General features: G+C 68.6%; 28 protein-coding genes. 17 read left to right on the forward strand and 11 right to left on the reverse strand.

Translation table 11 applies throughout. The features are described from left to right. Positions 1-56 precede the first annotated feature (56 nt). From ACFV2O_RS04930 to ACFV2O_RS04965, 8 genes are all read left to right on the forward strand, one after another. The gene (locus tag ACFV2O_RS04930; protein ID WP_355076764.1) at positions 57-974 is read left to right on the forward strand and encodes a DUF4129 domain-containing protein; all 918 of its coding nucleotides are present in this window, start codon (positions 57-59) and stop codon (positions 972-974) included. A gap of 34 nt (positions 975-1,008) precedes the next feature. Then, on the forward strand, positions 1,009-1,497 hold the full coding sequence (locus ACFV2O_RS04935) for a hypothetical protein (RefSeq protein ID WP_355077044.1): 489 nt from the start codon (positions 1,009-1,011) through the stop codon (positions 1,495-1,497). A 29-nt stretch (positions 1,498-1,526) separates the two neighbouring features. After that, on the forward strand, positions 1,527-2,489 hold the full coding sequence (locus ACFV2O_RS04940; protein ID WP_379250309.1) for an AAA family ATPase: 963 nt from the start codon (positions 1,527-1,529) through the stop codon (positions 2,487-2,489). After that, on the forward strand, positions 2,486-3,760 hold the full coding sequence (locus tag ACFV2O_RS04945) for a DUF58 domain-containing protein (RefSeq protein ID WP_379250311.1): 1,275 nt from the start codon (positions 2,486-2,488) through the stop codon (positions 3,758-3,760). Before ACFV2O_RS04940 ends, ACFV2O_RS04945 begins: the two co-directional genes overlap by 4 nt. Further along, positions 3,757-4,218 carry a hypothetical protein gene (locus ACFV2O_RS04950; protein ID WP_379250313.1) on the forward strand — a complete coding sequence of 154 codons (462 nt, stop codon included), beginning with the start codon at positions 3,757-3,759 and terminating at the stop codon, positions 4,216-4,218. Before ACFV2O_RS04945 ends, ACFV2O_RS04950 begins: the two co-directional genes overlap by 4 nt. Positions 4,219-4,493: 275 nt before the next feature. Continuing rightward, a complete protein-coding gene (locus ACFV2O_RS04955; RefSeq protein ID WP_379250314.1) occupies positions 4,494-6,017 on the forward strand; it encodes a PucR family transcriptional regulator in 1,524 nt (507 codons plus the stop codon). Between the two features lie 122 nt (positions 6,018-6,139). Next, positions 6,140-6,709 carry a CBS domain-containing protein gene (locus tag ACFV2O_RS04960; RefSeq protein ID WP_379250833.1) on the forward strand — a complete coding sequence of 190 codons (570 nt, stop codon included), beginning with the start codon at positions 6,140-6,142 and terminating at the stop codon, positions 6,707-6,709. A 25-nt stretch (positions 6,710-6,734) separates the two neighbouring features. Then, positions 6,735-7,187: a TraR/DksA family transcriptional regulator gene (locus tag ACFV2O_RS04965; protein ID WP_379250316.1), complete on the forward strand. Its 453-nt coding sequence runs from the start codon at positions 6,735-6,737 to the stop codon at positions 7,185-7,187. A gap of 75 nt (positions 7,188-7,262) precedes the next feature. On the opposite strand, the gene ACFV2O_RS04970 is transcribed toward ACFV2O_RS04965, so the two are convergent. After that, positions 7,263-8,129: a MaoC/PaaZ C-terminal domain-containing protein gene (locus tag ACFV2O_RS04970; RefSeq protein ID WP_356963584.1), complete on the reverse strand. Its 867-nt coding sequence runs from the start codon at positions 8,127-8,129 to the stop codon at positions 7,263-7,265. A gap of 194 nt (positions 8,130-8,323) precedes the next feature. After that, entirely contained in the window at positions 8,324-10,033 is a 1,710-nt protein-coding gene (gene kstD, locus ACFV2O_RS04975) for a 3-oxosteroid 1-dehydrogenase (protein ID WP_356963585.1), read from the reverse strand. A gap of 105 nt (positions 10,034-10,138) precedes the next feature. On the opposite strand from kstD, the gene ACFV2O_RS04980 reads away from it, so the two are divergent. The 4 genes from ACFV2O_RS04980 to dmpG are packed head-to-tail and all read left to right on the forward strand — an operon-like array spanning position 10,139 to position 14,520. Then, the gene (locus ACFV2O_RS04980; RefSeq protein WP_379250319.1) at positions 10,139-11,764 is read left to right on the forward strand and encodes an FAD-binding protein; all 1,626 of its coding nucleotides are present in this window, start codon (positions 10,139-10,141) and stop codon (positions 11,762-11,764) included. 1 nt (position 11,765) lies between these two features. Next, complete coding sequence (locus tag ACFV2O_RS04985; protein WP_379250321.1) at positions 11,766-12,551, forward strand: 2-keto-4-pentenoate hydratase; 786 nt, start codon at positions 11,766-11,768, stop codon at positions 12,549-12,551. 10 nt (positions 12,552-12,561) lie between these two features. Beyond that, positions 12,562-13,470, forward strand: a complete 909-nt coding sequence (locus tag ACFV2O_RS04990; protein WP_379250323.1) for an acetaldehyde dehydrogenase (acetylating) — start codon at positions 12,562-12,564, stop codon at positions 13,468-13,470. 12 nt (positions 13,471-13,482) lie between these two features. Next, the gene (gene dmpG, locus ACFV2O_RS04995; protein WP_039794773.1) at positions 13,483-14,520 is read left to right on the forward strand and encodes a 4-hydroxy-2-oxovalerate aldolase; all 1,038 of its coding nucleotides are present in this window, start codon (positions 13,483-13,485) and stop codon (positions 14,518-14,520) included. Between the two features lie 97 nt (positions 14,521-14,617). On the opposite strand, the gene ACFV2O_RS05000 is transcribed toward dmpG, so the two are convergent. The 3 genes from ACFV2O_RS05000 to ACFV2O_RS05010 form a co-directional block, all read right to left on the reverse strand. Then, positions 14,618-15,793, reverse strand: coding sequence for a lipase family protein (locus ACFV2O_RS05000; protein WP_379250325.1), 1,176 nt, complete (start codon positions 15,791-15,793; stop codon positions 14,618-14,620). Between the two features lie 48 nt (positions 15,794-15,841). Next, positions 15,842-16,687, reverse strand: coding sequence for an ATP-grasp domain-containing protein (locus ACFV2O_RS05005; protein ID WP_379250327.1), 846 nt, complete (start codon positions 16,685-16,687; stop codon positions 15,842-15,844). A gap of 89 nt (positions 16,688-16,776) precedes the next feature. After that, positions 16,777-17,349: a YdeI family protein gene (locus ACFV2O_RS05010; protein ID WP_379250329.1), complete on the reverse strand. Its 573-nt coding sequence runs from the start codon at positions 17,347-17,349 to the stop codon at positions 16,777-16,779. A gap of 287 nt (positions 17,350-17,636) precedes the next feature. Here ACFV2O_RS05010 and ACFV2O_RS05015 point away from each other — a divergent pair, with 287 nt between their 5' ends. Together ACFV2O_RS05015 and ACFV2O_RS05020 are read left to right on the forward strand one after the other, a co-directional pair. After that, positions 17,637-18,494 carry a 3-hydroxyacyl-CoA dehydrogenase gene (locus tag ACFV2O_RS05015; protein ID WP_355076795.1) on the forward strand — a complete coding sequence of 286 codons (858 nt, stop codon included), beginning with the start codon at positions 17,637-17,639 and terminating at the stop codon, positions 18,492-18,494. A 68-nt stretch (positions 18,495-18,562) separates the two neighbouring features. After that, positions 18,563-18,721, forward strand: coding sequence for a type II toxin-antitoxin system VapB family antitoxin (locus tag ACFV2O_RS05020; RefSeq protein ID WP_355076796.1), 159 nt, complete (start codon positions 18,563-18,565; stop codon positions 18,719-18,721). A 44-nt stretch (positions 18,722-18,765) separates the two neighbouring features. Here ACFV2O_RS05020 and ACFV2O_RS05025 read toward each other — a convergent pair whose 3' ends face one another. From ACFV2O_RS05025 to hsaA, 6 genes are all read right to left on the reverse strand, one after another. Continuing rightward, positions 18,766-19,143: a DUF5615 family PIN-like protein gene (locus tag ACFV2O_RS05025; RefSeq protein ID WP_379250331.1), complete on the reverse strand. Its 378-nt coding sequence runs from the start codon at positions 19,141-19,143 to the stop codon at positions 18,766-18,768. Next, positions 19,140-19,373 carry a DUF433 domain-containing protein gene (locus ACFV2O_RS05030; RefSeq protein ID WP_040864688.1) on the reverse strand — a complete coding sequence of 78 codons (234 nt, stop codon included), beginning with the start codon at positions 19,371-19,373 and terminating at the stop codon, positions 19,140-19,142. The genes ACFV2O_RS05025 and ACFV2O_RS05030 overlap by 4 nt, the downstream gene beginning before the upstream one ends. 86 nt (positions 19,374-19,459) lie before the next feature. After that, positions 19,460-20,032, reverse strand: a complete 573-nt coding sequence (gene hsaB, locus ACFV2O_RS05035; protein ID WP_379250333.1) for a 3-hydroxy-9,10-secoandrosta-1,3,5(10)-triene-9,17-dione monooxygenase reductase subunit — start codon at positions 20,030-20,032, stop codon at positions 19,460-19,462. A gap of 20 nt (positions 20,033-20,052) precedes the next feature. After that, a complete protein-coding gene (hsaC, locus tag ACFV2O_RS05040) occupies positions 20,053-20,958 on the reverse strand; it encodes an iron-dependent extradiol dioxygenase HsaC (RefSeq protein WP_356963595.1) in 906 nt (301 codons plus the stop codon). Beyond that, a complete protein-coding gene (hsaD, locus tag ACFV2O_RS05045; protein ID WP_379250336.1) occupies positions 20,958-21,836 on the reverse strand; it encodes a 4,5:9,10-diseco-3-hydroxy-5,9,17-trioxoandrosta-1(10),2-diene-4-oate hydrolase in 879 nt (292 codons plus the stop codon). Before hsaD ends, hsaC begins: the two co-directional genes overlap by 1 nt. A 10-nt stretch (positions 21,837-21,846) precedes the next feature. Then, the gene (gene hsaA, locus ACFV2O_RS05050) at positions 21,847-23,010 is read right to left on the reverse strand and encodes a 3-hydroxy-9,10-secoandrosta-1,3,5(10)-triene-9,17-dione monooxygenase oxygenase subunit (RefSeq protein WP_355076804.1); all 1,164 of its coding nucleotides are present in this window, start codon (positions 23,008-23,010) and stop codon (positions 21,847-21,849) included. 198 nt (positions 23,011-23,208) lie between these two features. Here hsaA and ACFV2O_RS05055 point away from each other — a divergent pair, with 198 nt between their 5' ends. The 3 genes from ACFV2O_RS05055 to ACFV2O_RS05065 all read left to right on the forward strand — a co-directional run bounded on the left by ACFV2O_RS05055 (position 23,209) and on the right by ACFV2O_RS05065 (position 25,725). Further along, the gene (locus ACFV2O_RS05055; RefSeq protein WP_356963597.1) at positions 23,209-24,405 is read left to right on the forward strand and encodes a Rieske 2Fe-2S domain-containing protein; all 1,197 of its coding nucleotides are present in this window, start codon (positions 23,209-23,211) and stop codon (positions 24,403-24,405) included. Continuing rightward, the gene (locus ACFV2O_RS05060) at positions 24,405-24,737 is read left to right on the forward strand and encodes a hypothetical protein (protein WP_379250339.1); all 333 of its coding nucleotides are present in this window, start codon (positions 24,405-24,407) and stop codon (positions 24,735-24,737) included. Before ACFV2O_RS05055 ends, ACFV2O_RS05060 begins: the two co-directional genes overlap by 1 nt. Before the next feature lie 169 nt (positions 24,738-24,906). After that, positions 24,907-25,725, forward strand: a complete 819-nt coding sequence (locus tag ACFV2O_RS05065) for an MBL fold metallo-hydrolase (RefSeq protein WP_379250341.1) — start codon at positions 24,907-24,909, stop codon at positions 25,723-25,725. Positions 25,726-25,729: the final 4 nt, after the last annotated feature.

Consider the following 25,729-nt stretch of genomic DNA (forward strand, 5'->3'; position numbering starts at 1 on the left):
GAGTACTCAGATTTGGTGGTAACGCAGTGGCCAGGGCGCGAGCGCCGATATCGCGCGTGATCGTGCTGATCACGCTGCTGGCTTTTGCCGCCATCGCATTGCACGGATACATCCCAGGAATCACGGAGAGCGAGTCGCGCAGGCAAGTCCCGTCCGCGTTGTCGGTCGCTCTGATGCCCGTGTTGCTGACCGTATCGATCGTCATCCTGCTGGCGGGCGTCATCGCGAGCCAGCACCGGTTGCCGCTGGCCATGCCGGAGCCCGAACGCGCGGACGAGCGCAAGCAGTGGCGGCTGGGGCGCGTGGGCCTGGCAGTGCTCGGTGCGCTCGCGCTGCTCGGCGTGCTGTTCGCGGCCGTGACGGCGATCTACTTCATCGGCGCGGGCAGGCCGAGCGAACCCGCGCGCCCGGCGACCCCCGCCACCACCACGGGCGCCGCGCCGGAGCAGGGGACCCCGCCGCCCGCCGAACGCGAGCCCAGGTCGGCGGAGTTGACCGGAACGGCGCTGGTGCTGGCCGGAATCGCGGCCGCGGGCCTGGTGACGGTGGCGATGAGCGGTTTGGTCGTGGTCGCGGTGTCGTCCCGGCGCAAGCCCGTCCCGGCGCAGGCTCCCGGGGTCGCGCCGACGCCCACCGTGGCCGACTCGCTGGCCCGCGCGGCCGAGCTGGGCTTGGCCGCGATGAACGCCCCGGGCCAGGACCCGCGCACCGCGATCATCGCCTGCTACGTCGCGATGGAGCGCGGCCTCGCCTCCGACCGCGCCGCCGCTCCGCTCGCCTCGGACACCCCGATGGAAGTGCTGGCCCGCGCGTTCGAACGCGGCGCGCTGCACGACGCGTCCGCCCGCGAACTGGTCGCCTTGTTCGAGGAGGCCAGGTTCAGCCCGCACGCCATGCTCGAATGGCAGCGCATGCGAGCCGAGCAACTGCTGCGCATCGTGCTCGCCGATCTCCAAGGGGAGGTGCCCGCGTGACCGGCCGGGTGAGAAAGGACATCGCGTGAATCGGATGGGGGTGGTGATCACCGGGGTGATCGTCATCGCGGTGATCGAGCTGGTCGCCGTCGAGCGCGCCCGCGGGCTGCTGCTGATCGTCGCGGGCATCCCGGTCGCGGTGGCGCTGGGCTGGCTGATCTGGTCGCTGCTCGAGCGCGCCGAGGCCGGGGACGCCGACGAGTTCGACGACATGGAGAACGGCCCGGCCGAGATGTTGCAGCGCTGGCACGCCAGGGCGGAGATGCTCGCCGACCGGGCGGACGGCAGTCGTGCCGATTGGGACCGGCACCTGCGTCCTCTGCTGGCCAAGGAGTTCGAGCTGTCCAGCGGCCAGCGGGTGGCGAAGAACCGCAGAGCGGTCGAGGCGGCGGGTGTCCACCAGTTCGGGCCGGAACTGTGGCGCTGGGTGGACCCGGCCAATTCGGCCCTTCGTGATCAAGCCGGCAGGGCACCGGGACGTGCGGCGCTGGACGAGATCCTGAGCCGCCTGCAGAGAATGTGAAATGGGTTGAGGCAAGTGCGGGTACACACATGACCATGCCGATGGACATGACCATCCAGCGCAGCGAGGCCGTGCTCCGGGAGTTGTCCCGGGTCGTGGTCGGCAAGCAGGACGAGTTGCAGTTGATCATGATCGCGGTGCTGTCCGGTGGGCATGTGCTGATCGAGGACTTACCCGGTCTCGGCAAGACGCTCATCGCGAGATCGTTCGCGGCCGCGCTCGGGTTGCAGTTCACCCGGGTGCAGTTCACCCCGGACCTGCTGCCCGCGGATCTGCTCGGTTCGACGATCTACGACATGTCCTCGGGCCGGTTCACCTTCCGTCGCGGGCCGGTGTTCACCAACGTGCTGCTGGCCGACGAGGTGAACCGCACACCGCCGAAGACACAGGCCGCGCTGCTGGAGGCGATGGCCGAGGGACAGGTCAGCATCGACGGCGAGACGTTCCTGCTGCCGCAACCGTTCGTCGTGCTGGCCACCGACAACCCGATCGAGTACGAGGGCACCTACCCGCTGCCGGAAGCGCAGCTCGACCGCTTCGCCATCCAGCTGCGGTTGGGCTACCTGTCCGAGCACGACGAGACGCAGATGATCCGCCGCAGGCTGGAGCGCGGGGCGCAGGTGCCGCAGGTCAACCAGGTCGTCGACGCCAACGGTTTGCTGGAGATGCGGCAATCCGTCGAGTACGTGACCGTGCACCCCGACGTGGTGAGCTATGTCGTCGCGCTGGCGTCGGCGACCCGAGGGCATCCTCAGGTCGAGGTCGGCGCCAGCCCTCGCGCGGAACTGGACCTGGTGCAGATGTCCCGGGCGCGGGCTCTGCTGCTCGGCCGCGACTACGTGATTCCCGAAGACGTCAAGGCGCTGGCGATCCCGGCCATGGCGCACCGGATCACGCTGCGGCCGGAGATGTGGGTGCGCCGCATCCGCGGCGAGGACGTGATCACCGAACTGCTGCGCCGTCTGCCGGTACCGCGCGCCACCGTGACATGAGGCACCGCGACGCCAGCTCCGCGGTCGACGCCGAATTGCGGTGGCGACCCGCACCGCTGGTCTTCATGCTCGCGGGCTGCGCCGCCGCGGCCCTGGTGCTCGCGGTGGTCCTCGGCCGGTGGCAACTGCTCGTGTTCGCCGCGCCGCTGCTCGGCGTGCTGGCAACCGCGCCGTGGCAGCAGTCCTCGACCAGGATCCAGGTCGACGGCGGCGGCACGCTGCGCTGTTTCGAGACCGAGGAAGTGACGCTGACCGTCGCCGCCTTCGTGGAGAAAGGGCATGCGCTGCTGCGCTTGAAGCCGGAGCGTTCGGCCGGCTTGGAGATCCAGGTCGAGGAGGCCGGCGATTCCGGAATCGCGCCCGCCGGGTTGCGGCTCGCGCTCTCGGCGGCCAGGTGGGGGCGCTACCCGATGTCGGTGCGGGTCTCGGCCCTGAGCCCCGCCGGGCTCGCCGTCGCCACCGCGGTGCTGCCCGCGGGGCAGCTGTTCGTGTACCCGATCACCGATCCGCAGCGAATGCGGTTGCCGCGCACCGAACTTCCCGAGCGGCTCGGCACCCACCTGACCCGCAGGCACGGTCCCGGCGTCGAGTACGCGGACATCCGCGCCTACGCCCCCGGCGACCAGTTGCGCATCGTGAACTGGCCGGTGAGCGCGCGGCGCGGGCGGCTGTACGTCACCGAGCGGCTGACCAATCGTTCGGCGGACGTCGTTGTGCTGGTGGACACCTCGCAGCAAGCGCCGGGACCGGCGACCGATTCGCTGGAGCTGTCGGTGCGCGGCGCGGCGCAGGTGGTGCAGTCGACCTTGCAGGCGGGCGACCGGACCGCGGTGGTCTGCTTGGGCCAGGCGCCGCGCTGGCTGCGGCCGGACATCGGGCGGCGTCAGTTCTACCGCATCGTGGACACCGTGCTCGACGTGGGCGACGAACACATCCCGACCACCGGCACCCTCGCGCCGCACTCGGCCGTGCCGCTCGGCGCGATCGTCGTGGCCTTCTCCACCCTGCTGGACACACAGTTCGCGCTCGCGCTGATCGATCTGCGCAAGCGCGGGCACGTGGTGGTCGTGGTGGACGTCCTGCGCGGCACGCCGTTCCGCGAGGACCTCGACCCGATCCTGGCCAAGATGTGGCAGCTCGAGCGCGCGGCGATGTACCGGGACATGGGCACCGTCGGCGTCGACATCGTCGCGTGGCCGGAAGACGCGCGCCTGGACCAGATCATGCGGGTGCTGCCGGAGCACCGCAGGACCGTACGGGTGCGCCGATGACCAGATTCCTCGCCGTTCTCTCCGGGGTGCTGCTGGTGGCCTCGGTGGCGCTGCTCGAGCCGTGGATCGGCATTCCCGCCCTGGTCTTCGTCGCGCTCGGCTGGTGGCTGCGGCCGCTGGCGGTCTGCGCGGTGCTGCTCGCGCTCGCCGTGCTCGCGGTCGCCGACGCGGGTGTGCTCGCTTCCGCGGCGACGGGTCTGGTGGCCACGACCTATCTGCTCAACGCCGCCACGGTGACCGCGCCGCACGGCGTGGTGCCGACCACGATCCCGTCCGTGACCGGTGCGGTCGGTTTCACGGCGGTCGCCGTCGTCGCCGCTCTCGTCCCGCTGCGCTTGGCTTGGGCGCCGCTGGCCGCGCCGGTGCTCGTGCTGCTTTTGTACGCGCTGGTGATCCAGGGCGCCGCGGCCCGGCGCGGGCGCGGCGATCGCGAACTTCCGGCGACGGGCGAAACCTGACGCGGAGGCGACAGCCCTCGGCGCCGAGACCGTGCCGGTATGAACCGCGAAAGCCACACGGTCGTGCGCGTACCGTTCGGTAGTGCGAGGGCGGTCCCGACGGACGAGGTCCCCCCGCTGGGGCTCCGCAGGCGTGATCGAGGGAGATGGACAACCGCGGGAGGTCTTATGACGTTCGCCGAGTTCGATCGAATGACCGCCACGTCCACGACCTTGTGCGGGCCGCGTCGGTCGCCTGGGCGCGCAGCGCTGTCGGCTCGGCTTCGGAGCGGCTCGTGGTGACATTGGACCGGTTGGCGAACGTGCTGAGCGGCTACGGAATCCGCTTGCGGTTGGGTTCGGTGCCCCGGTCCACCCGATTGCGCAGCGTGGTGATCCACGGGGCCGATCAGGGGCCCGTGGAGGCGGGCGACGTGCTGCTGGGGATCGGGGCACGCTCGCTGTCGGAGGTGGTGGAATGGGCGGTCTCGGCGGGTGCTGTCGTCGCAGTCCTTCGTGGGGGTGCGGAGACCGAGCACGAGCCGGATATCGATGGCGTGGCGGTGCTTGTCGTCGATCCCGCGGTGGCCTGGAGCGAGCTGGCCGCGGTGGTTTACGGATTGGTGCTGGAAGGACGCGAGACCGAGGCCGGTCGCGGCCCGACCGATTTGTTCGCCTTGGCCGACAGCGTGGCCGACGCTGTCGGGGGCGCGGTGACGATCGAGGACCGGCGGTCTCGGGTGCTGGCGTATTCGAAGCCGAAGCAGCACCCCGATCCCGCCCGCGTCGAGACGATCCTCGGTAGGGAGATGCCGCCGTGGTTGCGGGCCCTGTTCGACGCGCGCGGTGTCTTCGCGCATTTGGCCGCCTCGGATGAGCCGTTGTTCGTCGCCGCGGACGCCGAACGCGGTGTGACGGGGCGGATGGTCGTGGCCGTGCGGGTGGGCGGGCAACTGCTGGGGTCGATATGGGTGTCGTGCCCGGCGCCGTTGCGCGGGGCCCGGCGCACGGCCTTGGCCGATGGTGCGCGCACGGTGGCCTTGCACCTGTTGCGGTCGCGAGCCAGCGCCGACCTGGAGCGTCAGGTGGAAGCCGATCTGGTCATTCGTCTACTGGAGGGTGCGGCGGACGCGGCGACGGTGGCCAGCAGACTGGGGCTGGCGCCGGAGAACTTGCGGGTGATCGCGCTGCGGGATCGAGACGCGCACGAGCGGCACGCCGCGCTGCTGTTGATCTTCGAGCGAGCGACGACCGGATTCGGCTGGTCCCGTTCGACCCGCAGCGCCTTGGTCGGCGACACGGTCTACACCGTGCTCCCCGCGGATTCCGCTGCGGCGGCACGCCGCTGGGTCGGTGAGTTACAGGCCGCGCTGCCCGTGGGAATGACATTGACGGCCGGCGTCAGCGGTCTCGCACGGGCCACGGAATTGGCGTCGGCGCGCCGAGAAGCCGACGAGTGCCTGGCGCTGCACGAGGCCCGGCCCGCGGCGGCCGAGCCTCCCGCCTACGACGAGTCGTGGGACGAGATCCTGCTACAGCGATTGCGCACCGCAGGACTTTCCGGACGCACCCCGGCGCGGGGACCGGTGTCGGAATTACGGCGCCACGACCGCGCGCACTCCACCCAGTACGTGGCTACGCTGCGCGCCTGGTTGCAGGCGCAGGGCGACTCGGCCCAGGCGAGCGCGCGGCTCGGCGTGCACGAGAACACCGTCCGCAACCGGCTGCGCAAGATGGCGGAGGTGACCGATCTCGGCTTGGACGATCCGCGCAAACGTCTCGCCATGATGATCGAACTCGCCGTCGCCGACACCGACTGACCCGGCCCGCTGTGCCGTCGCCACAAATCTCCGCCCTCCGATTGTCCGATCAGCGCAAGCGATCGCCTTGCCGCCACGCCACCATGGGGTTGAGCCGGAAAGGAGGTATCGGAGTGAGGAACATGCAGGTACGTGAGGTGATGCGGAGGCCGGTCACCACCGTCCGGCGCGAGGATACGGCGCGCGAGGCGGCGCTGATGCTCGCCGAACTGCGGTACGCGGCGCTGCCCGTGCTCGACGGGGACGACCGCCTCATCGGAATGCTCACCAGCGGTGACCTCTTGCGGTCCGGAGAACTCGACGACGCGGTCGGCGCGGTGATGACCACGCCGGCGGTCGCCCTGCCCCAGACCGCGGCACTGGCCGAGGGTATGAGCAGGCTGGTGACCCACGGACTGCGCAGCCTGCCGGTCGTCGACGCCGAGGACCGCGTGGTCGGCATGTTCAGCCGCGGCGACGCGCTGCGGCTCATGCTCACCCCGGACGACGCGCTCGCGGCCGATGCGCAGCGCCTGCTCGATCAATATCGCGGCGCGCGGCGCTGGCAGGTCACCGTCGACGACGGCGACGCCACCGTCTACGGCCGGTTCGCCGACGAATCCGAACGACGCATCGCCGTCGCCTTGACCCGCACCGTGCCCGGCATCCGCACCGCGAGCATCGCGGTCACACCCGCCGCGGCCGAGCATTGACCACCAACCAGCCCTGGAGTCGACGATGACCCACGCACACCCCGTTTCACGCGCAAGCCTCAGCGAACAGCTACCCGTGCTGCGCGCCGCCCTGTTGCAGCAACGCCGCTTCCGCCTGCAACAGCTGGCCGAACTCGAAGCCGCAATCGCCCGCGCAGGTGAACCCGCCGACACGGCTGAGGCGGCCAGACGCGAGGTCGACAGCAAACTGGCCGCGGCAGCACGGCAAGCGCTGGCGGACATCGAGGCAGCTCTGCTCATCGCCACCGGAGGTTACGGCCGCTGCCGCCGCTGTGACGCCGAGATCTCGGTTCGCCTGCTGCGCACCATTCCCACTACACAGTGGTGCTTGCGGTGCCGTCGGCATCTCCCTTCCGCCGACGGATCCCGCGTGATACGCGGACAGCGGCCGGGGCAACCCTCCCCAGCGCCGCGACGCGACCTGCCGACGAAACGTGAGACGCTCGCGTGCCGTTGACCGCCCGCCGTTCGGGCGAGTGCTGCCGGACGCGCCCCGCCGGGCGCCGCTCGAGTGAAGCTGTGTAGTGATTCCTCAGGCGGAGCGGAATCGCAGCTTGACGTCGCCGAGGACCGCTGCGTCGTCGCGTTCGACCACGGTGGCGGCGATGGTGAGTTCGTCGTCCTCCCGCCAGATCCGGGTGCGGATCGTCTCGCCCGGGTAGAGCACCCCGGCGAACCGGGCGCGGAAACCGGTGACGCGGCTCGTGTCGGAGTCGAGCACGATGTCGGTCGCGGTCTTGCAGACGATGCCGTAGGTGCACAACCCGTGCAGGATGGGCGCGGGAAATCCGGCGGCGCGGGCGAATTCGGGGTCGGAGTGCAGCGGGTTGCGGTCGCCGGACATCCGGTAGAGCAGCGCCTGCTGCGGCAGCGTCGGGGTGGTGACGTCGAAATCCGGGGCGCGGTCGGGCAGTTCGGTCTTGGTGCTCGGTCCGCGCTCGCCGCCGAAGCCGCCCTCGCCCTTGGCGAAGATCGAGGAGCGCTCGGTCCACAGCGGCGCTCCGTCGGAGCCGGTGACGGTGTGCTCCTGCACGATGACCGCGGCCGAGCCCTTGTCCCAGATCTCGGCGATCCGGCTGACCTTGGTCGCCTTGCCCGCGGCCGGGATCGGCCGGTGCACCTCGACCTCCTGATGACCGTGCACCACCTTCGCCAGATCGATCTCGACGCCGGGGAAGCTCACCCTGGGCGGCTCGGTCTCGTGCACGGTGGCCGCGACGGTGGCGAAGGTCGGCAGCACCTGGGGTTCCCGATCGTCGAGGTAGCGCAACTCGGCAGGCTCGGTCCAGCGCGTGCCGGCGCCGAGGCCCAGTTGGTAGAGCTGCACGTCCGACGGGGTCCAGGCGAACTCCCGACTCGGCAGTTCCGCGCCGAGCGCGATCTTCGGGTCGATGGGCATCAGTTCTCCTTGTGCATGAATGTGGATCGATCCGGATCTACCGCGCCGCGCCCGAGTCCGCGCCGGAAATAGCTGCGCCTTCGGTTCGATCCTGCTCGGCGCGCCCGCGGCTCGCCAGTGCGCCGTCCGGTCGGTGGGATGGGCGTCGCGGTATGGCTCGTGCTCGGCGCCCCAGTTGTGGCCGAGGGCGACCGTCAGGCCTCTGCCGCGGCGACTGCGGGCTGCTCCTTCTTGCGCTTGACGATGTCCAGCACCGCGAGGTAGCCGAAGGCGATCGCGGGACCGATGGTGGCGCCGGGCCCGGCATAGGTGTGGCCCATCACCGGTGTGGAGCAGTTGCCGGAGGCGTACAGCCCCTCGATGACGCTGCCGTCCTCGCGCAGCACCCGCCCGGCGGTGTCGGCCACCAGTCCGCCCTTGGTGCCCAGATCGCCCGGCACGATCTTGGCGGCGTAGTACGGGCCCTCCACCAGCGCGGCCAGGCACGGGTTGGGCCGCACGGTCGGATCGCCGTAGTACCGGTCGTAATGGCTGTCGCCGCGGCCGAAGTCCTCGTCCTTCCCGGTCTCGGCGAAGCCGTTGAAGCGGGTGACGGTAGCGGCCAACTCGTCGGCGGGCACGTCGATCTTGCCTGCCAATTCCTCGATGCTGTCGGCCTTGACGATGTAGTCGTTTTCCATCCACCGGGACGGAAAACGCTGACCGGGCTGTAGCCCGGCGAAGATGTAGCGGTTCCGGTAGCGCTGGTCGAACACCAGCCACGCGGGGATGTTCTCGCCCGGCCCCTCGCCCTGCCCGTACTCGCCGCCGTACATGGTGTGCACCGCCTCGACGTAAGGAGCGGACTCATTTCCGAATCGCTTGCCGTCGGCGTTCACCATGATGCTGCCGGGCAGGTTCCGTTCGGCCAGCGCGAACCACGGTTTGCCGCCCTTGAAGATGGTCGGCCCCCACCAGGCGTCCTCCATGAAACCGATGGCCGCGCCCGCCGCCATGCCCGCTTGGATGCCGTCTCCGGTATTGGCGGCCGCGCCGGTGGTCCACTCGGTGGTGATGGGCTGGCGCTGGTATTTGGTGCGCATTTCCGCGTTGTGCTCGAAACCGCCGCTGCCCAGGACGACGCCGTAGCGGGCGGTGAAGGTGACCGGCTCGCCGTCGTGCAGCGCGTTGACGCCGGTGACGACGCCGTTCGTCACCACGAGGTCGGTCATCGGGGTGTTCAGCAACAGCGGCACGTTCGCGTCCATGAGCCCCTTGCGCATGCCCGCGATGATGGCCTGCCCCATGCCGACGATGTGTTTGCGGGTGAACTTGGCCCAGTAGGTGCGCGCGCCGACGCGCATCGCCCGGAGCATGCCCTTCGGATGCCGCCGAATCAGATTGAGCCGGACGAAGTCGGCCTGCATGACCACCACGTTCAGCGGAGCCTTCGCGTACGGCGGCTCCAGGTTGAACCGCTCGTCGCCGAGGATCTTCGTGTCGAACGGCTTGGGCTCGCACGAGCGTCCCTCGGGCCGCCCGCCCGGCGCTTCGGGATGGTAGTCGGAGTAGCCGGGCACCCACGTCATCTTCAGGGGCGAGTGATCGAGCACGAAGTCCAGCGCTTCGGCCCCGCGATCGATGAAGGTGTCGACCCGTTCGGAGGGGACGACGTCGCCGATGATGCTGTGCAGGTAGGTCCGTGCGTCCTCGCGGTCGTCGGGCCGACCGGACGCGCGCAGCGCCTTGTTGCCCGGGATCCACACGCCGCCGCCGGAGCGCGCGGTCGACCCGCCGTAGTGCGCGGCCTTCTCGATGACCACCACGCTCAGGCCGTTGTGGGCCGCGGTGAGGGCGGCGGTCATGCCGGCGGCGCCGCTGCCGACCACCACCACGTCGTATTCCCGATCAGTCATGTAGAACACGTTATAGAATGGACGCGCCATTGGTCTATGTTGTGTGGCAGAAGACTTGCTCGACGTTCCGTTTGTCGAGGAAACTTGTTTCAGTTTCAGACCGGAGTTAAGAACATGGGCCTCGAATGGGACCTGGCCACCGACGTTGTCGTGGTCGGATACGGCGCCGCGGGGGCGGCGGCCGCGCTGGAAGCGACCGAGGCGGGCGCGCAGGTGCTCGTGCTCGAACGCTTCGCCGGAGGCGGGACGTCGGCGCTTTCGGGCGGCATCATCTACGCGGGCGGCGGCACCTCCGTGCAGCGGGAGGCCGGGGTGGAGGACACCCCGGAGGCCATGTACGCCTACCTCGAGCGCGAGGTCGGCGACGCGGTCGCCCCCGAGACGTTGCGCCGGTTCGTCGACGAGAGCCCGGAACTGATCGAGTGGCTGAAGGCGCACGGCGTTCCGTTCGAAGCCTCGCTGTGCCCGTACAAGACTTCCTACCCCAACGACCGCTACTACCTGTACTACTCCGGCAGCGAGATCTCCGGCGCGTTCCGCGACATCCCGCCCGCCCAGCGCGGACATCGGGTGAAGGGAAGGGGCACTTCGGGAAAGAAGCTCACCGGCCCGCTCGCCGCCGCCGCGTCCAGGGCGGGCGTGCGCGTGGAGACCCTCACCCGGGTGACCCGACTGATCACCGACGGCGCGGGCGCGGTGATCGGCGTCGAGTGCCGCACCCTGCGCGACGCGCCCGGCCGGGTCCGCGACCGTTACACCCGCATGGCGAAGGTCGCGGCAAAGCCCGGCATCTACTACCCGCCGCTGCGACGGGCACTGGAACAGCGGCTGGACCTGCTGGAACGCCGGTACGGCAGCACGATCCGGGTCCTCGCGCGGCGCGCAGTGGTGCTCAGCGCGGGCGGGTTCATCGCCAATCGCGAGTTGGTGCGGCAGTACGCGCCCGCCTTCCACGGCGGTCTCGCCCTCGGCACCACCGCCGACGACGGCAGCGGCATCCTGATGGCCGAGCAGGTCGGCGCGGCCGTGGATCACATGGACAACGTCTCCGCATGGCGATTCCTGCTCCCGCCCAGCGCGTTCACCGCGGCGCTGCTGGTGGACGCCGATGGCAGGCGGGTGATCGATGAGACGCGCTACGGCGCCGCGGTCGGCAACAAGCTGATCACCGAGCACGGCGGCAAGGGGTGGCTGCTGGCCGACAACCCACTCATGCGCACCGCGATCGGGCAGATCGGCAAGCAAGGAGCCTGGTTCCAGCGCGGGCAGTTCGAGACCATGCGTCGCACCGCGATTCGCGGCGGCACGCTGGAGGAAGCCGCGGCGAGGGCGGGCATCGACCCGGCCGGGCTGCGCGCGACGGTCGACGCGCACAACACCGCGATCGAGACCGGCGCCCCCGATCCGGTCGGGAAACCCGCCGAGTTCACCGAACCGGTCCTTACCGGCCCCTTCTGGTTGTTGGATGTGGGCATCAAACCGAGCCTGACCAACCCGTGCCCCATGCTCACCCTCGGCGGCGTCGTCGTGGACGAGCGCACCGGCGCGGTCAAGACGACCGAGGGCGCCGACATCCCTGGGCTCTTCGCGGCCGGGCGCACCGCGGTCGGCGTCTGCTCCAAGTCCTACGTCAGCGGGCTGTCGCTGGCCGACTGCGTCTTCTCCGGCCGCAGGGCGGGGCGGTCGGCCGCGGGCGAGCAGGTCTCGGCGCTGGAAAACGCAACAGTGGAAGGAAATTAGCGTGCTGTCCGACGCGGTACGAACCGAACTGGCCGACGAACTCGAGCGCGCCGAGCGCGACCGGGTGGCGATCGATCCGCTGATCGCCCGCCACCCCGACATCGACGTGGTCGACGCCTACGAGATCCAGCTGATCAACATCCGCCGCAGGCTCGACGCGGGCGCGCGCGTGGTCGGGCACAAGGTGGGCCTGTCCTCGAAGGCCATGCAGCAGATGATGGGCGTGGACGAGCCCGACTACGGGCATCTGCTCGCGGAAATGGAAGTCTACGAGGACGTTCCGGTGGAAGCGGGCCGGTATCTGTTCCCCCGGGTCGAGGTGGAGGTCGGGTTCGTGCTCGGCGCCGACCTGCCCGGCGCGGAGTGCACCGAGGAGGACGTGCTCGCCGCCACGGTCGCCTTCGCGCCCGCGATCGAGCTGATCGACTCGCGGATCAAGGACTGGAACATCGGCCTGGCCGACACCATCTCCGACAATGCGTCGTCGGCGGGCTTCGTGCTCGGCGCGCAGCGTGTCGCGCCGAGGGACATCGACATCAAGGCCATCGACGCGGTGCTCACCCGCAACGGCGAGGTGGTCGCCGAGGGCCGCAGCGACGCGGTGCTGGGTGATCCGGTGATCGCGGTGGCCTGGCTGGCGCGCAAGGTCGCGAGCTTCGGTGTCCGGTTGAAGGCAGGTGACATCGTGCTGCCCGGCTCGTGCACCCGCGCCATCGACGCCCGTCCGGGCGATGACTTCCACGCCGAGTTCGCCGGACTCGGCTCTGTCCGTTTGCAATTCACCTAGGGAGGCTGTCGTGTCCAACGGGACCGTCACCGCCGCGATCGTCGGGTCCGGCAACATCAGCACCGATCTGCTCTACAAACTGCTGCGCTCGCAGAAGATTCAGCCGCGCTGGATGATCGGGATCGACCCGGACAGCGAGGGGCTGAAGCGGGCGCGCGGGCTCGGGCTGGAGACCTCGCACGAAGGCGTGGACTGGCTGCTCGGACAATCCGAACTGCCCGACCTGATCTTCGAGGCGACCTCGGCGTATGTCCACCGCGCCGCCGCGCCGCGCTACGCCGAAGCGGGCATCCGCGCCGTCGACCTCACCCCCGCCGCCGTCGGCCCCGCCGTCGTGCCGCCGGTGAACCTGGGCGCGAATATCGACGCGCCGAACGTCAACATGATCACCTGCGGCGGCCAGGCCACGATCCCGATCGTCGCCGCGGTGTCGCGGGTCGTCCCGGTGCCGTACGCGGAGATCGTCGCGTCGGTGTCGTCGGTCTCCGCGGGCCCCGGCACCCGTGCGAACATCGACGAGTTCACCAAGACCACCAGTCGCGGCGTCGAGACCATCGGCGGGGCGCGGCGCGGCAAGGCCATCATCATCCTGAATCCGGCCGAGCCGCCGATGATCATGCGCGACACCATCTTCTGCGCCATCCCCGACGACGCCGACACCGACGCGATCGCCGACTCGATCCACCGGATGGTCGCCGACATCCAGCAGTACGTGCCCGGCTACCGGCTGCTCAACGAGCCGCAGTTCGACGAGCCCTCGGTGGTCTCCGGCGGCATGGCCAAGGTGTCGGTGTTCGTCGAGGTGGAGGGCGCGGGCGACTTCCTGCCCCCGTACGCGGGCAACCTCGACATCATGACCGCCGCCGCTACGCAGGTCGGCGAGGTCATCGCCGAGCAGATCGTCACGGCCCGGGTGTAAGGAGCTTTCGACATGGCCTACTCAGCAGAACTCGACATCCGCGTCACCGACACCTCGCTGCGCGACGGATCCCACCACAAGCGCCACCAGTTCACCGCCACCGAGGTCCGCGACATCGTGGCCGCGCTGGACGGCGCGGGCGTGCCGGTGATCGAGGTGACCCACGGCGACGGTCTCGGCGGTTCGTCGTTCAACTACGGCTTCTCCAAGACGCCGGAGCAGGAACTGGTCACCATCGCCGCCGAGACGGCGAAGCGGGCGAAGATCGCCGTGCTGATGCTGCCCGGCGTCGGGGTGAAGGAAGACATCAAGATCTCCCAGGACAACGGCGCGTCCATCTGCCGGATCGCCACACACTGCACCGAGGCCGACGTGTCGATCCAGCACTTCGGTCTGGCGCGGGAACTCGGTCTGGAGACGGTCGGGTTCCTGATGATGTCGCACACCCAGCCGCCGGAGGTGCTCGCCAAGCAGGCGCGCATCATGGCCGACGCCGGCTGCCAGTGCGTCTACATCGTCGACTCGGCCGGTGCGCTGGTGCTCGAGCAGGTTTCCGACCGCGTCGCGGCACTGGTGGCCGAACTCGGCGACGACGCGCAGGTCGGCTTCCACGGTCACGAGAACCTCGATTTGGCCGTCGCCAACTCGATCTACGCCATCCGCGCGGGCGCCAAGCAGATCGACGGCAGCGCACGGCGTTTCGGCGCGGGCGCGGGCAACACCCCGGTCGAGGCGCTGGTCGGCGTGTGCGACAAGCTGGGCGTGAAGACGGGCATCGATTTCTTCGCCATCGCCGACGCCGCCGAAGACGTCGTCCGCCCCGCCATGCCCCAGGAATGCCTGCTCGATCGCCAGGCCCTGATGATGGGCTACGCCGGCGTCTACTCCAGCTTCCTCAAGCACGCCGAACGGCAAGCCGAGCGCTACGGCGTCTCCGCCGCCGAGATGCTCGTGCGAGCGGGCAAGCGCAAACTGGTCGGCGGCCAGGAGGATCAGCTGATCGACATCGCGCTGGAATTGCAGCGGGAGAAGGCGACCGTCACCGCCTGAGCGGGCGAACGCAGCGGGGTCGCGGACGGAGGTTCGCGACCCCGTTCGTCTGCGCTCGAGTAAGGCTCTGCCGGTCGACGGCGGTCGAGTGGGTCGACTACGCGGGGCCGAGAACTGCGGCGACGAAGGAGAGCGCGTTCGGCCAAGCGGCGGCGACGATTCCTTCGTGATCGGTGTCGTAGCTGCGGAATTCGTATTTCGTTCCGGCGAGCGTGTATTGGGTGAGCAACAACCGGGTGAGCGCGATGGGGACGACGTTGTCGGCGGTGCCGTGCGCGATGAACAGCGGGCCGCGATACCCCGAGGTCGGTACCCTCAGGTAGCCGGTGAGGGCGTCGGCCAAAGGGCTGCCCGCCACAGGTCGCTGGAGCATCGATCCGATCGTTGTGCCGCGAACCGCCGATTGCCACTCCCGTTGGCACCGCTGGTCGATTCGAGCGACCACGTCCGCACCCACGGGTGTGAGTGCGGCCGTCACCGTGTCGGGTGCGGCGAGTCGCAACCCGTTCAGCATGGCGGCGAACAGGGCGGAGGAGCCTTCGAAGCCGGGGACCTCCGGCACATACGGCCCGGCGAGGGCGAGAACTCCTTCGATGTTCGACGGTGGCGCGAGCGCCGCGGTGCCACGGAATTCGAGTTCGGGAGCGTAGATGTCGGCGATGCCACCCGTGTTGAGCGCGGCGTGCCCGCCCTGGGACACACCCGTCACCGCCCACCTGCGCGCGAGCGCGGCATCGACGTGGCGGGCGGCGCGGACGAGGTCGACGGTCGCCGTGGCCTCGGTGCGCGACTGGAGATAGGGGTGCGTGGTGGCCGCGCCCGCGCCGAGGCCGACGTAGTCCGGCGCGACGACCGCGTACCCCTGGTCCAGCAGCCGCCGGACGATGGGCGCGTCGTAGCGCGGGTTCGTGCTGATCCCGCACGTCGCGCCGAGCCCGCTGGTCCCGTGCTCCCATGCGACGATCGGCCAGCCACCGGCGGGCGGTGTTCCATCAGGTGTCGCGAGCACGCCGGTCGCCGTGGTCGGCGCGCCGGTCGGTCCCTCGGTGATGTACTCGACGAAACGGGCGGACTCGATGCCACCCCATCCGCCCGGGAACCCGTGCGAGCTGACCACCGAGCCCGGTTCCGCTGTCGGCCAAGCGGTCTCGTCGGCGTGCGCGATCGTTCCCGCCGCGCCGGTGCACAGCACGGCGAGCGAGCAGAGCGCTACCGCCATCGCGCGCCGAGGCTTCGGGATGGCGGCGGCAGGACGGAACCAGTTGGCGAACATCGGCTTCCTTCGTCGACCAAGCCCGAATTGCTCTGCTGCATCATAAAGTCATCGGTCACCCAGAACGGTGATCAGCTCCTCGGCCGGAATGGTCCGTGGACGGTCGCTGACCTGGCTGTCACCGAGTTCGACCAAGCGCCAGCCTCCGTCGTCGCGCAGTGCGAAGTCGGCGGTGACGAAGGGAAGGCCGAGGGCGGCGATGCGGTCCTCGACGGTGGCCGGATCGAAGTCGGCGTCGGGCATCTCGTCCGGAGTGTCCGGGTGTGGGCCGATCAACCGGCACTTGCCGTCCGCCCACCAGGTGCGCACTTCGGCCGATCGGAAATGTTCGAAGCGGCGCAGGACGAATCCGCCGGTCAGGTCTTCGCCGCGGAGTTCACGGAATCTGCTCGCGACCCGCCAGGCGGCGTCCGGGTCCGCCGCGTCGGGGATGAACGCCGCTTCGTGCCAGTAGTGCTTCATCGACTTGGTGTAGTCGCGCAGGACGACGGGGCCGGTTCCCAGCTCCCGACGCGCGTGATCGAACGCGGCGCGATCGCCCCCGCTGGTCCATACCGATCGAGGCGTCATCTCGGCGAGTGCGGAATACCACCCCGGCAACTCGTGCGCCCGCCGGTATTGTTCGGCGCTCGTGCGCAGCGTGACGCCCCGCTGCCGCAAGCTACGTTCGAACGCGGCGTACTCAGCACTGCGCAACATCCAGCCGCGGTAGACAGCCACCCCGCTGGAACGGACGCATCGAACGGCCTCTTCCGCGCCGTCAGCGCGGGTCAGCGCGTCGTGATCGACCACGGCGACTTCCAATCCGACGGCACGAGCCGCGTCCGCCTCCGGGGCGAAATGCTCGTCGACGCGTTGGGGGCGAAGTACATCGGCCGGAAAAAGAAGCAGCACAACACATATCCTCGCGTCGGCACACACGATTCCCAACCGATTTTCGCCTCGCCGCTATCGGTGATCATCAATGCCGCAGTCGACTTGGACTACGCCGCTGGCTGATTCAACTCATCGAGCATGCGCCGCAGTTGCCCAGCCCGCTCGGCGGAACTCCGTGTCTTCATCAGCCGCAGGAAGCGCGCATACTGCGCGGTGCGGTCGAGCAGTTCGAATCTCCTCCGTGCGCGTGGATTCGCGCTGAGCGCTTCGAGCAAGTCGGCCGGACAGGTGGCGGTCCGCTGGGATTCATAGGCGGCCGCCCAGCGTCCATCGGACTGCGCGGCGGCGATGGCCGCGAAACCGGGGGCCCGCATGCGACCTGCGGCGACGAGAGCTTCGGCTTTGGCGACATTGATCTGCGACCACGGACTCCTCGGACGGCGCGGCGAGTATCGCTGCAGGTAGTGCTCGGCGTCGAGGCCGCGGCGGTGACTGTCGATCCAGCCGAAGCAGAGCGCGCCGTCGAGGGCCTCCCCGTTGCTGATCGTCCGGTCCGCTGCCCCCTTCTTGGCGATCTTCAGCCAGACATCGGAGGCCCCGTGATGATTGGCCGCCAGCCACTCCTCCCACTGCGCGCCGTCGGCACAAGTGAGGATTCCTGTCCCATCGAACTGACCCATGATGCCCTCCAAAAACGCGGTGCTGCCTGCGCACCTCATCCTCCGCCCCAAAGTGCTCATCAATTGAGCACTTCACGAGTGGCACATGAGCGTGTGGCGCTCTCGCGTTTCGCCGCGCTCATGTGCCACTCGCGAAGCCGCCATCTACCGCGGACGTCAGACGGGCCGTGGAGGCTGGGTCGGGGTGGCTGGAGTGGAAGGACTGTACGGTCGCTTGTGAGAGCACGACGTCGGATACCAGTCCGGATCGTCGCGGGCTTCTTCGCAACAGTCGAGAGGAGAGACGAATGACCATCGACATTCGCAAGGTGACCGTCCTGGGCACCGGGGTGCTTGGTTCGCAGATCGCCTTCCAGACGGCCTTCCACGGTTTCGAGGTGACGGCTTACGACATCGACGACAAGGCGCTGGCCGCGGCCAGGGAGCGACTCGACAAGCTGGTGGCGGTCTACCGTGAGCAGGTACCCGGCGGCGGGGACGGCAAGGCGGAGCAGACGGCGGCGGGCATCGCGCTGACTTCCGATCTGGCTCGCGCGGCGCAGGACGCGGATCTGGTCATCGAGGCCATTCCCGAGGTGCTGACCATCAAGCAGCAGACGTACGAGAAGCTCGGCCAGGTCGCACCGGAGCGCACCATCTTCGCCACCAACTCCTCCACCCTGCTGCCCAGCGCCATCAAAGACTTCACCGGCCGCCCGGACCGATTCCTCGCGCTGCACTTCGCGAATCAGGTGTGGCACTTCAACACCGCCGAGATCATGGGCACCGCCGACACCGACCCGAACGTGTACCAGGCCGTGGTCGACTTCGCCTCGAAGATCGGCATGGTACCGATCGAAATCCACAAGGAGAAGGCCGGTTACGTCCTGAACTCGCTACTGGTGCCGTTGCTCAACGCGGGCATGAACTTGGCGGCGGGCGGCTACGCCGATCCCGAAGCGGTGGACAAGACCTGGCAGATCGGCACCGGCGCACCGGCCGGGCCGTTCCGCATCCTCGACATCATCGGCCTGACCACGCCTTACAACATCCTCGTCAACAACGAGGACGAGGAGTCCCAACGGCTGGCCCAGTGGTTGAAGGAGAACTACATCGACAAGGGAAAGCTCGGCATCGCCACCGGCGAGGGTTTCTACAAGTACTGACCCGCGAGGGCGCCGAGCGCCACGGAATATGGAGGCGTCGAAGTGACAGCACTCGTCGGAGGTGTGTCATGACTTGGACCGTAATCGACCTCGATGTCCAGCTGGTGGCTGATGTCTCGAAGGTGCTGGGCACCGGAACGAAAACGGAGACGGTGAACGCGTCGCTTCGTGAGGTGCTGGAGACCCGCCGCCGCGCGCTTGCCCGCACCCGTCTGCAGGATGGGTAGTTTCCGCCGGCCCGGGTCGCTTACCACGGATCGATTCGGCTCGGTCAGCGCTGACCATCTGTTTCGCTGTCGGTATGTCCGACCAACCGGTCACGACCCATCTCCACTACGGCGCACGTCTTCAACAGCGGCACGATCTCGCAAAGATGCGCTGTGCACAGCTCGAGCAGCGCCGCGTTGGTGATGTTCCCGGTGGCGATGATAAGCAGCGACCGGGGGGACCCGCGCAGGACATGGCTGACCCAGAAATCACGGTCCTTCGTGACGACCACGCGGTCTTCCCGATCCGCTCGCATCGCGATCTGATGATCCGTAGTGCGATTTCCGAGCAGGAAGTCGGAAGTATGCACCGCATCGTGACCTGCCTCGGACAACAGCACGGCGAGCCGGCGCGGCAGCTGCGCATCGACCAGGAACTTCACGCTGCGTCGAAGGGGATCGTGGTCCGTTGCGCAGTCACCACGGCAGCGTATTCGAGCGCTGCCAGAATGTCCTCGTGTTCTAGATCCGGATAGTCGCCCAAGATCTCATCGGGCCGCATCCCTGAGGCGAGCAGTTCCAGCAGCATCTCGACCGGATACCGCAAACCCCGCACCACGGGCTTGCCGTGGCAAATTTCGGGGTCCGTGGTGATACGGCCTAATAGCGACATGTCTCTACTGTATCCAGTGCCCTCGATCAGCGCGTCCATTGCCGATCGCGGCGCGGGCGAAGGACGCGAGCCGCACCGGATTGCAGCTACAACCAGGTGTCCAACGTCGTCGTGGTGAGGAAGTGCTCCAGGTCCGCGCGCCACGGGGCAGGTGTGGTCTTCTCCGGTTCGATGGCGGTGTACTGGCCGCGGTAGAAGAGCAGGGGGCGGCCGGTAGTGGTCGATTCGGAGAGGGTTTGGACGCGGCCGATCACGATGTAGTGGTCGCCGCCGTCGATGACGTTGTCCACCTTGCACTCGATGGTGGCCAACGCTTCGTCCAGCACCGGGAGTTCCAGGTCGGAGGTGTGCCAGGCGGCGCCGGCGAACTTGTCGGGTTCGCGGGAGCCGAAGCGGGCGCACAGTTCGCGCTGCTGTTCGGCGAGGACGTTCACGCAGAAGCGTCCGGATTTCTCGATCGCCGCCCAGGACCGGGACGCCTTGGTGGGGCAGAACAGCACCAGCGGGGGTTCGAGGGAGAGGGCGGCGAAAGACTGGCACGCGAAGCCGATCGGCACTCCGTCGTCGCCGGAAGTGGTGATCACGGTGATGCCGGTGCAGAACTGCCCCAGCACATTCCGGAACTGCCGTGGATCGATCTCGGATCCGTCCGCGGTCATCGCTTCGCTCGCCCTCTCGGTCACTGCTGCCGTTGCCCGACGGTGAAGTCGTGGCCCCACAGGCTCACCGCGGTCGATTCTCGCGCGATCCAGTCGTGGTCGTCCACTTCCAAGCCCTCGCAGCCGAATTCGACGTCGAATCCGCCCGGCGTCTTCATGTAGAAGGAGAGCATCTTGTCGTTGACGTGCCGTCCGAGCGTCGCCGACATCTTGACCTTCTTGCGCAGCGCGCGGTCCAGGGTCAGGCCGACGTCGTCGGCGTTCTCCACCTCGAGCATCAGATGCACAATGCCGCTCGGCGTCGGCATGGGCAGGAACGCCAGCGAGTGGTGGCGCGGATTGCAGCCGAAGAAGCGCAGCCAGGCGGGCTCGCCGTCGGCCGGGCGACCGACCATCTGCGGTGGCAGCCGCATCGAGTCGCGCAGCCGGAAGCCCAGCACGTCGCGGTAGAACTCCAGTGCCGCTTTGTCGTCCTTGGTGCTGAGCACCACGTGCCCGAGCCCCTGCTCCTCGGTGACGAACCGGTGCCCGTATGGACTGACGACCCGGCGATGCTCCAGCGCCGCGCCGTGGAAAGCCTCGAGCGTGTTGCCGGACGGGTCGTCGAACTTGATCAGCTCGTACACCCGGCGATCGGCCAGTTCGGTGGCCGTGCCCTCCTTGTAGGGCACGCCCGCCGCGTCGAGTCGGTTGCGGACGTCCTGCAACTCCTCGGCGTTGGCGGTCTCCCAGCCCGAGACCTGTAGCCGGTCCTTCTCGCCGGGAACGATCACCAGCCGGGCCGGGAACTCGTCCATGCGCAAGTACAGCGCTTCGGGGTCGGTGCCCTTGCCCTCGACCATGCCGAGGACCTTCAGGCCGTACTCCCGCCAGGCGGCCATGTCGGTCGCCTCGATACGCAGATATCCCAGTGAGCGGATGCCCATCACTTCTCCTTGACGCCCGCGAGGAAATCGATCGCGAGCCGGTTGAATTCGTGGAACTTCTCCAGCTGTGCCCAGTGCCCGCAGCCACCGAAGACGTGCAGCTGCGCGCGCGGGATCACCTTGGTCGCCACCAGCGCGCCGTCGAGCGGGTTGACCCGGTCCTCCCGGCCCCAGATCAGCAGCACGGGCTGACGCAGTTTGTAGGCGTCGCGCCAGAGCATGCCCTTCTCGAAGTCCGGGCTCGCGAACGACTTGCCCATCGCCCTGGTCGCGGCCAGCGCCTCGGGCGTGCTCGCCGAGGCGAACCGCTCCTCGATCAGCTCCTCGGTGATGAGCGACTGGTCGAACACCATGATGCGCAGGAACGCCTCCAGGTTCTCCCTGGTCGGCTCGAAATTGAACTTGGAGAGCAGCTTCACGCCCTCGGTCGGGTCGGGCGCGAACAGGTTGGTGCTCAGCCCGCCCGGCCCCATCAGGATCAGCTTCCCGGCCCGATCCGGGTAGTCCAGTGCGAACCGGACCGCCGCGCCGCCGCCGAGCGAGTTGCCCAGCAGGTGCACCCGGGACGTGATCTCCAAATGGTCGAGCAGGTCCTTCAGCGCCGAGGCGCTGTGCACGAAGTACTGCGGATGCTCGGTGGGTTTGTCCGAGCGGCCGTAGCCCGGCTGGTCGACCGCGATCACGTGGAAGTGCTCGGCCAGCACCGGGATGTTGCGCGCGAAGTTCGACCAGGAGGACGCGCCAGGCCCGCCGCCGTGCAGCAGGACGATCGTCGGCCCGCTGCCGACGCCCGCCTCGTGGTAGTGCAGCCGCAGATCGGGCCGCACCTGCGCGTAGCGCGAGGTCGATTCGGCGGTGAGTTCCGCGGTAGAGGTCACGGTCGTCCTCCTAGACCATGCCGTCGGTGACGGGCAGGCCGAACTCGTGCGTGCCGTACATCAGGTAGGCGCGCTCGGGATCGTTGGCCGCGTGCACCCGGCCCGCGTGCGCGTCACGCCAGAAGCGTTGCAGCGGTGTGCCGTTGGCCAGTGCGGTGGCGCCGGAGCTCTCGAACAGCTTGTCGATCGCGGCGATCGAGCGGCCGGTGGCGCGCACCTGGTCGCGCCGCGCCCGCACGCGCAGGTCGAACGGGATCTCCTTGCCCGCCGCCAGCAGTGCGTACTCGTCGGCGACGTTGCCCGACAGCTGCCGCCACGCGGCGTCGATGTCGCTGGCGGCCTCCGCGATGCGCACCTTGGCGAACGGGTCCTCCTTGGCCTTCTCGCCCGCGTAGGCCGCGCGCACCCGCTTGCCCTGGTGCTCGACGTGCGCCGCGTAGGCGCCGTAGGCCATGCCGACGATCGGCGTGGAGATGGTAGTGGGATGGATTGTGCCCCAAGGCATCTTGTAGACCGGATCGGTATTCTGCTCCAGACCGGGCGATTTCAGTTCGCTCATGGCACGGAAGCTGAGGAACCGGTGCGAGGGCACGAAGACGTCCTTCACCACGACGGTGTTGGAGCCGGTGCCGCGCAGGCCGACCACGTTCCACACGTCGTCGATGCGGTAGTCGTCGCGCGGGATGAGGAAGCTGCCGAAGTCCACCGGCTTGCCGTCCTTGATCACCGGGCCGCCGAGCACCGCCCAGGTGGCGTGATCGCAGCCGGACGACCAGGCCCACGCGCCGTTGACGAGGTAGCCGCCGTCGACGACCGTGCCAGCGCCCATGGGCGCGTAGGAGGAGGAGATCCGCACTTCGGTGTCCTCGCCCCAGACGTCCTCCTGCGCCTGCTGCGCGAACAGCGCGAGGTGCCAGTTGTGCACGCCGACAATACCGGCCACCCAGCCGGTGGAGCCGCACGCGCCGGCGATCTTGCGCACGGTGTCGTAGAAGACCACCGGATCGGCGGCGTGACCGCCCCACTGCTTGGGCTGGAGCAACCGGAAGAAGCCGGTCTCCTGCAACGCCTTCATGCTTTCGTCGGGGATGCGCCGCAGGTCCTCGGCCTCCTGTGCGCGTTCGCGCAACGTCGGCAACAGCGCTTCGACCCGTTCGGTCACTTCTTGCGTCATCTCGGGACCTGCTCCTGCCTGGTCGGTTGATGTCCGGAATCTCATTTGCCTCTGAGACTAGAACACGTTCCTATTTATGTCGAGAACCGGTGTTCACCCTCGCGCGGACATGCGCTCATGCAGGAAGTGAGGTGAATCGCTGGCGTCGAGGACGCCAGTTTTGTAACGTGTTCTAGTACAGATGGAGGAGGAAACGCGATGGCAGTTACCCCACAGGGCGGCGCGAAGGTCCGGGAGCTGGATGTCGGCACCGCACCGACCCGCTATGCGCGGGGATGGCATTGCCTGGGTCTGGCCAAGACGTTCCGCGACGGCAAGCCGCACGCGGTGAACGTTTTCGGCACCAAGCTCGTCGTCTGGGCCGACAGCAGTGGTGAATTGCGGGTGCTCGACGCCTACTGCAGGCACATGGGCGGCGACCTGAGCATGGGTGAGGTCAAGGGCGACGACATCGCCTGTCCGTTCCACGACTGGCGCTGGTCGGGGACCAACGGCAAGTGCACCGCGATTCCGTACGCGCGGCGGGTGCCGCCGCTGGCGCGCACCAGGAAGTGGACCACGCTGGAGCGCAACGGCCAGCTGTTCGTCTGGCACGACCACGAGGGCAGCCAGCCGCCGCCCGAGGTCACGATCCCGCACATCAAGGGCCCCTACACCGACGCCGACGGCAACCCCAGCGAGCAACTCGACAGCGGGTGGACCGACTGGACCTGGAATTCGATGCTGATCGAGGGCGCCAACTGCCGCGAGATCATCGACAACGTGGTCGACATGGCCCACTTCTTCTACATCCATTTCGCCTTCCCGACGTACTTCAAGAACGTCTTCGAGGGTCACATCGCCACCCAGTTCCTGGAGACCAAGGGCAGGCCGGACATCGGCATGGCCTCCAAATACGGCGGTGACACGCTGCTGAAGTCCGAGGCCTCGTACTTCGGGCCCTCGTACATGATCAACCCGCTGATCAACATCTACAGCGGTTACGAGGTCAAAAGCGTCCTGATCAACTGCCACTACCCGGTCACGCAGGACTCCTTCGTCCTGCAATGGGGCATCACGCTGGAGAAGCCCAAGGGCGTCGAGGGCGAGATGGCGACCAAGCTGGCCGAGAAGATGACCGAGGGCATCAGCGTCGGCTTCCTGCAGGACGTCGAGATCTGGAAGCACAAGTCCAAGGTCGAGAACCCGCTGCTGTGCGAGGAGGACGGGCCGGTCTACCAGCTGCGTCGCTGGTACGACCAGTTCTACGTCGACCTGGCCGACGTCACCGAGAAGATGACCCAGCGCTTCGAGTTCGAGGTCGATACCACCAAGGCGAACGAGGCGTGGGAAGCCGAGGTCGCCGAGAACCTGCGGCGCAAGCGCGAGTCCGAGGAAGCCGAGGCGAGCGTCTGATGGCGGCCACCTGGGCGAAGGCACCCGATTTCGCCGATCAGCCCGCTCGGCGAGCCGAAGTGCGCGCCCAGACGGTGGTCGACAAGCAGCGGTATCTGGAGGACGGCCTGACACCCCTGCGGTGCCGGGCCTGCCAAAGTCATGTGCTGGTGCGCAAGAGCAGCACCCACCAGACGTCGGTGCAGTGGACCGGCAACCCCGCCGAGCACTGCCCGGTTTTCGCCGCACTGAGCGCGACCGGTCACGGGCCGGGTCGCCCTGACTCGTGTCCGGATCTCGAGCGCACCATCGCCTGGGCCGTGGACGAGGGCGTGCTCGAAATTCCTGAGTGATCAGGCTGTTCGGGATCGGCGGGCGGCGATCGATTCGCCCGCCGATTACCGCGGCGGTGACCGCGCTGTCGCGGCCGAGTCGTGCTCCGACTACGTTGACGGGAACAAAAGAGACCTTCGTGCCGAAACGGATCAGTCCGATTCGGCGCCGCAGGAGGGAGTTTCCGCGATGCTGGTGCGGCATCTGGACTGCGCGACCATGTGCCCGGTCGGCGGACGAGCGCTGCTCGGCAGCGGTGGTCTGCTGACCGGCGGGCTGGTCGGCCATTGCCTGCTCGTCGAGTCCGATGACGGGCTGGTGCTGGTGGACACGGGCTTCGGCATGGCCGACGTGCTCGACCGGGGCAGGCTCGGTTTCGGTACCTCGCGGTTGCTGCGTCCCCGGTTGCGCCCGGAACACACCGCGCTGCACCAGATCCGCGCGCTGGGCTATCGGCGCGAGGACGTCCGGCACATCGTGCTCACCCATCTCGATCTCGATCACGCGGGCGGGCTGTCCGACTTCCCCGACGCCACCGTGCACGTCTTCGCCGACGAACTCGACGCCGCGACCCAGCGCCCCACCCTCGGGGAGAAGATGCGGTATCAGCCGCGCCAGTGGGAACACGGCCCCCGCTGGCTGGCCCACGAGACCGGCGCGGACACCTGGTTCGGCTTCACCGCCGTCCCGGTGCTCGAGGACATCATGCTGATCCCGCTGGTCGGCCACACGCGCGGGCACAGCGGCGTCGCGGTCCGGCAGAGCGACGGATGGTTGCTGCACTGCGGCGACGCCTATTTCCACCACCGGCAGCTGGCGGCGGGGAAGGCGCGTCCCCCGGTCGGCCTCGGCGTGTTCGAGGTGTTCGCGAGCACGCTCGGACGAGAGCGGGTGGAGAACCTGGAACGGCTGCGCACGCTGCACGCCGACCATGGCGAGCGGGTGCGAATGTTCTGCGCGCACGATCCGCATGAGCTCGAGCGATTCGCCGCCGTGCCGGTGCGCTGAGCCC

The organism is Nocardia sp. NPDC059691 (genome assembly GCF_042733915.1).
Classification (GTDB): Bacteria; Actinomycetota; Actinomycetes; order Mycobacteriales; family Mycobacteriaceae; genus Nocardia; species Nocardia sichangensis.

What these genes read in the sequence shown, in the direction of transcription:
- ACFV2O_RS04935 (WP_355077044.1), top strand. Translation starts at nt 1,009, where the DNA reads ATGGGGGTGGTGATCACCGGGGTGATCGTCATCGCGGTGATCGAGCTG.
- ACFV2O_RS04940 (WP_379250309.1), top strand. Translation starts at nt 1,527, where the DNA reads ATGACCATGCCGATGGACATGACCATCCAGCGCAGCGAGGCCGTGCTC.
- ACFV2O_RS04945 (WP_379250311.1), top strand. Translation starts at nt 2,486, where the DNA reads ATGAGGCACCGCGACGCCAGCTCCGCGGTCGACGCCGAATTGCGGTGG.
- ACFV2O_RS04950 (WP_379250313.1), top strand. Translation starts at nt 3,757, where the DNA reads ATGACCAGATTCCTCGCCGTTCTCTCCGGGGTGCTGCTGGTGGCCTCG.
- ACFV2O_RS04960 (WP_379250833.1), top strand. Translation starts at nt 6,140, where the DNA reads ATGCAGGTACGTGAGGTGATGCGGAGGCCGGTCACCACCGTCCGGCGC.
- ACFV2O_RS04965 (WP_379250316.1), top strand. Translation starts at nt 6,735, where the DNA reads ATGACCCACGCACACCCCGTTTCACGCGCAAGCCTCAGCGAACAGCTA.
- ACFV2O_RS04970 (WP_356963584.1), bottom strand. Translation starts at nt 8,129, where the DNA reads ATGCCCATCGACCCGAAGATCGCGCTCGGCGCGGAACTGCCGAGTCGG.
- ACFV2O_RS04980 (WP_379250319.1), top strand. Translation starts at nt 10,139, where the DNA reads ATGGGCCTCGAATGGGACCTGGCCACCGACGTTGTCGTGGTCGGATAC.
- dmpG (WP_039794773.1), top strand. Translation starts at nt 13,483, where the DNA reads ATGGCCTACTCAGCAGAACTCGACATCCGCGTCACCGACACCTCGCTG.
- ACFV2O_RS05000 (WP_379250325.1), bottom strand. Translation starts at nt 15,793, where the DNA reads ATGTTCGCCAACTGGTTCCGTCCTGCCGCCGCCATCCCGAAGCCTCGG.
- ACFV2O_RS05010 (WP_379250329.1), bottom strand. Translation starts at nt 17,349, where the DNA reads ATGGGTCAGTTCGATGGGACAGGAATCCTCACTTGTGCCGACGGCGCG.
- ACFV2O_RS05015 (WP_355076795.1), top strand. Translation starts at nt 17,637, where the DNA reads ATGACCATCGACATTCGCAAGGTGACCGTCCTGGGCACCGGGGTGCTT.
- ACFV2O_RS05020 (WP_355076796.1), top strand. Translation starts at nt 18,563, where the DNA reads ATGACTTGGACCGTAATCGACCTCGATGTCCAGCTGGTGGCTGATGTC.
- ACFV2O_RS05030 (WP_040864688.1), bottom strand. Translation starts at nt 19,373, where the DNA reads ATGTCGCTATTAGGCCGTATCACCACGGACCCCGAAATTTGCCACGGC.
- hsaB (WP_379250333.1), bottom strand. Translation starts at nt 20,032, where the DNA reads ATGACCGCGGACGGATCCGAGATCGATCCACGGCAGTTCCGGAATGTG.
- hsaC (WP_356963595.1), bottom strand. Translation starts at nt 20,958, where the DNA reads ATGGGCATCCGCTCACTGGGATATCTGCGTATCGAGGCGACCGACATG.
- hsaA (WP_355076804.1), bottom strand. Translation starts at nt 23,010, where the DNA reads ATGACGCAAGAAGTGACCGAACGGGTCGAAGCGCTGTTGCCGACGTTG.
- ACFV2O_RS05055 (WP_356963597.1), top strand. Translation starts at nt 23,209, where the DNA reads ATGGCAGTTACCCCACAGGGCGGCGCGAAGGTCCGGGAGCTGGATGTC.
- ACFV2O_RS05060 (WP_379250339.1), top strand. Translation starts at nt 24,405, where the DNA reads ATGGCGGCCACCTGGGCGAAGGCACCCGATTTCGCCGATCAGCCCGCT.
- ACFV2O_RS05065 (WP_379250341.1), top strand. Translation starts at nt 24,907, where the DNA reads ATGCTGGTGCGGCATCTGGACTGCGCGACCATGTGCCCGGTCGGCGGA.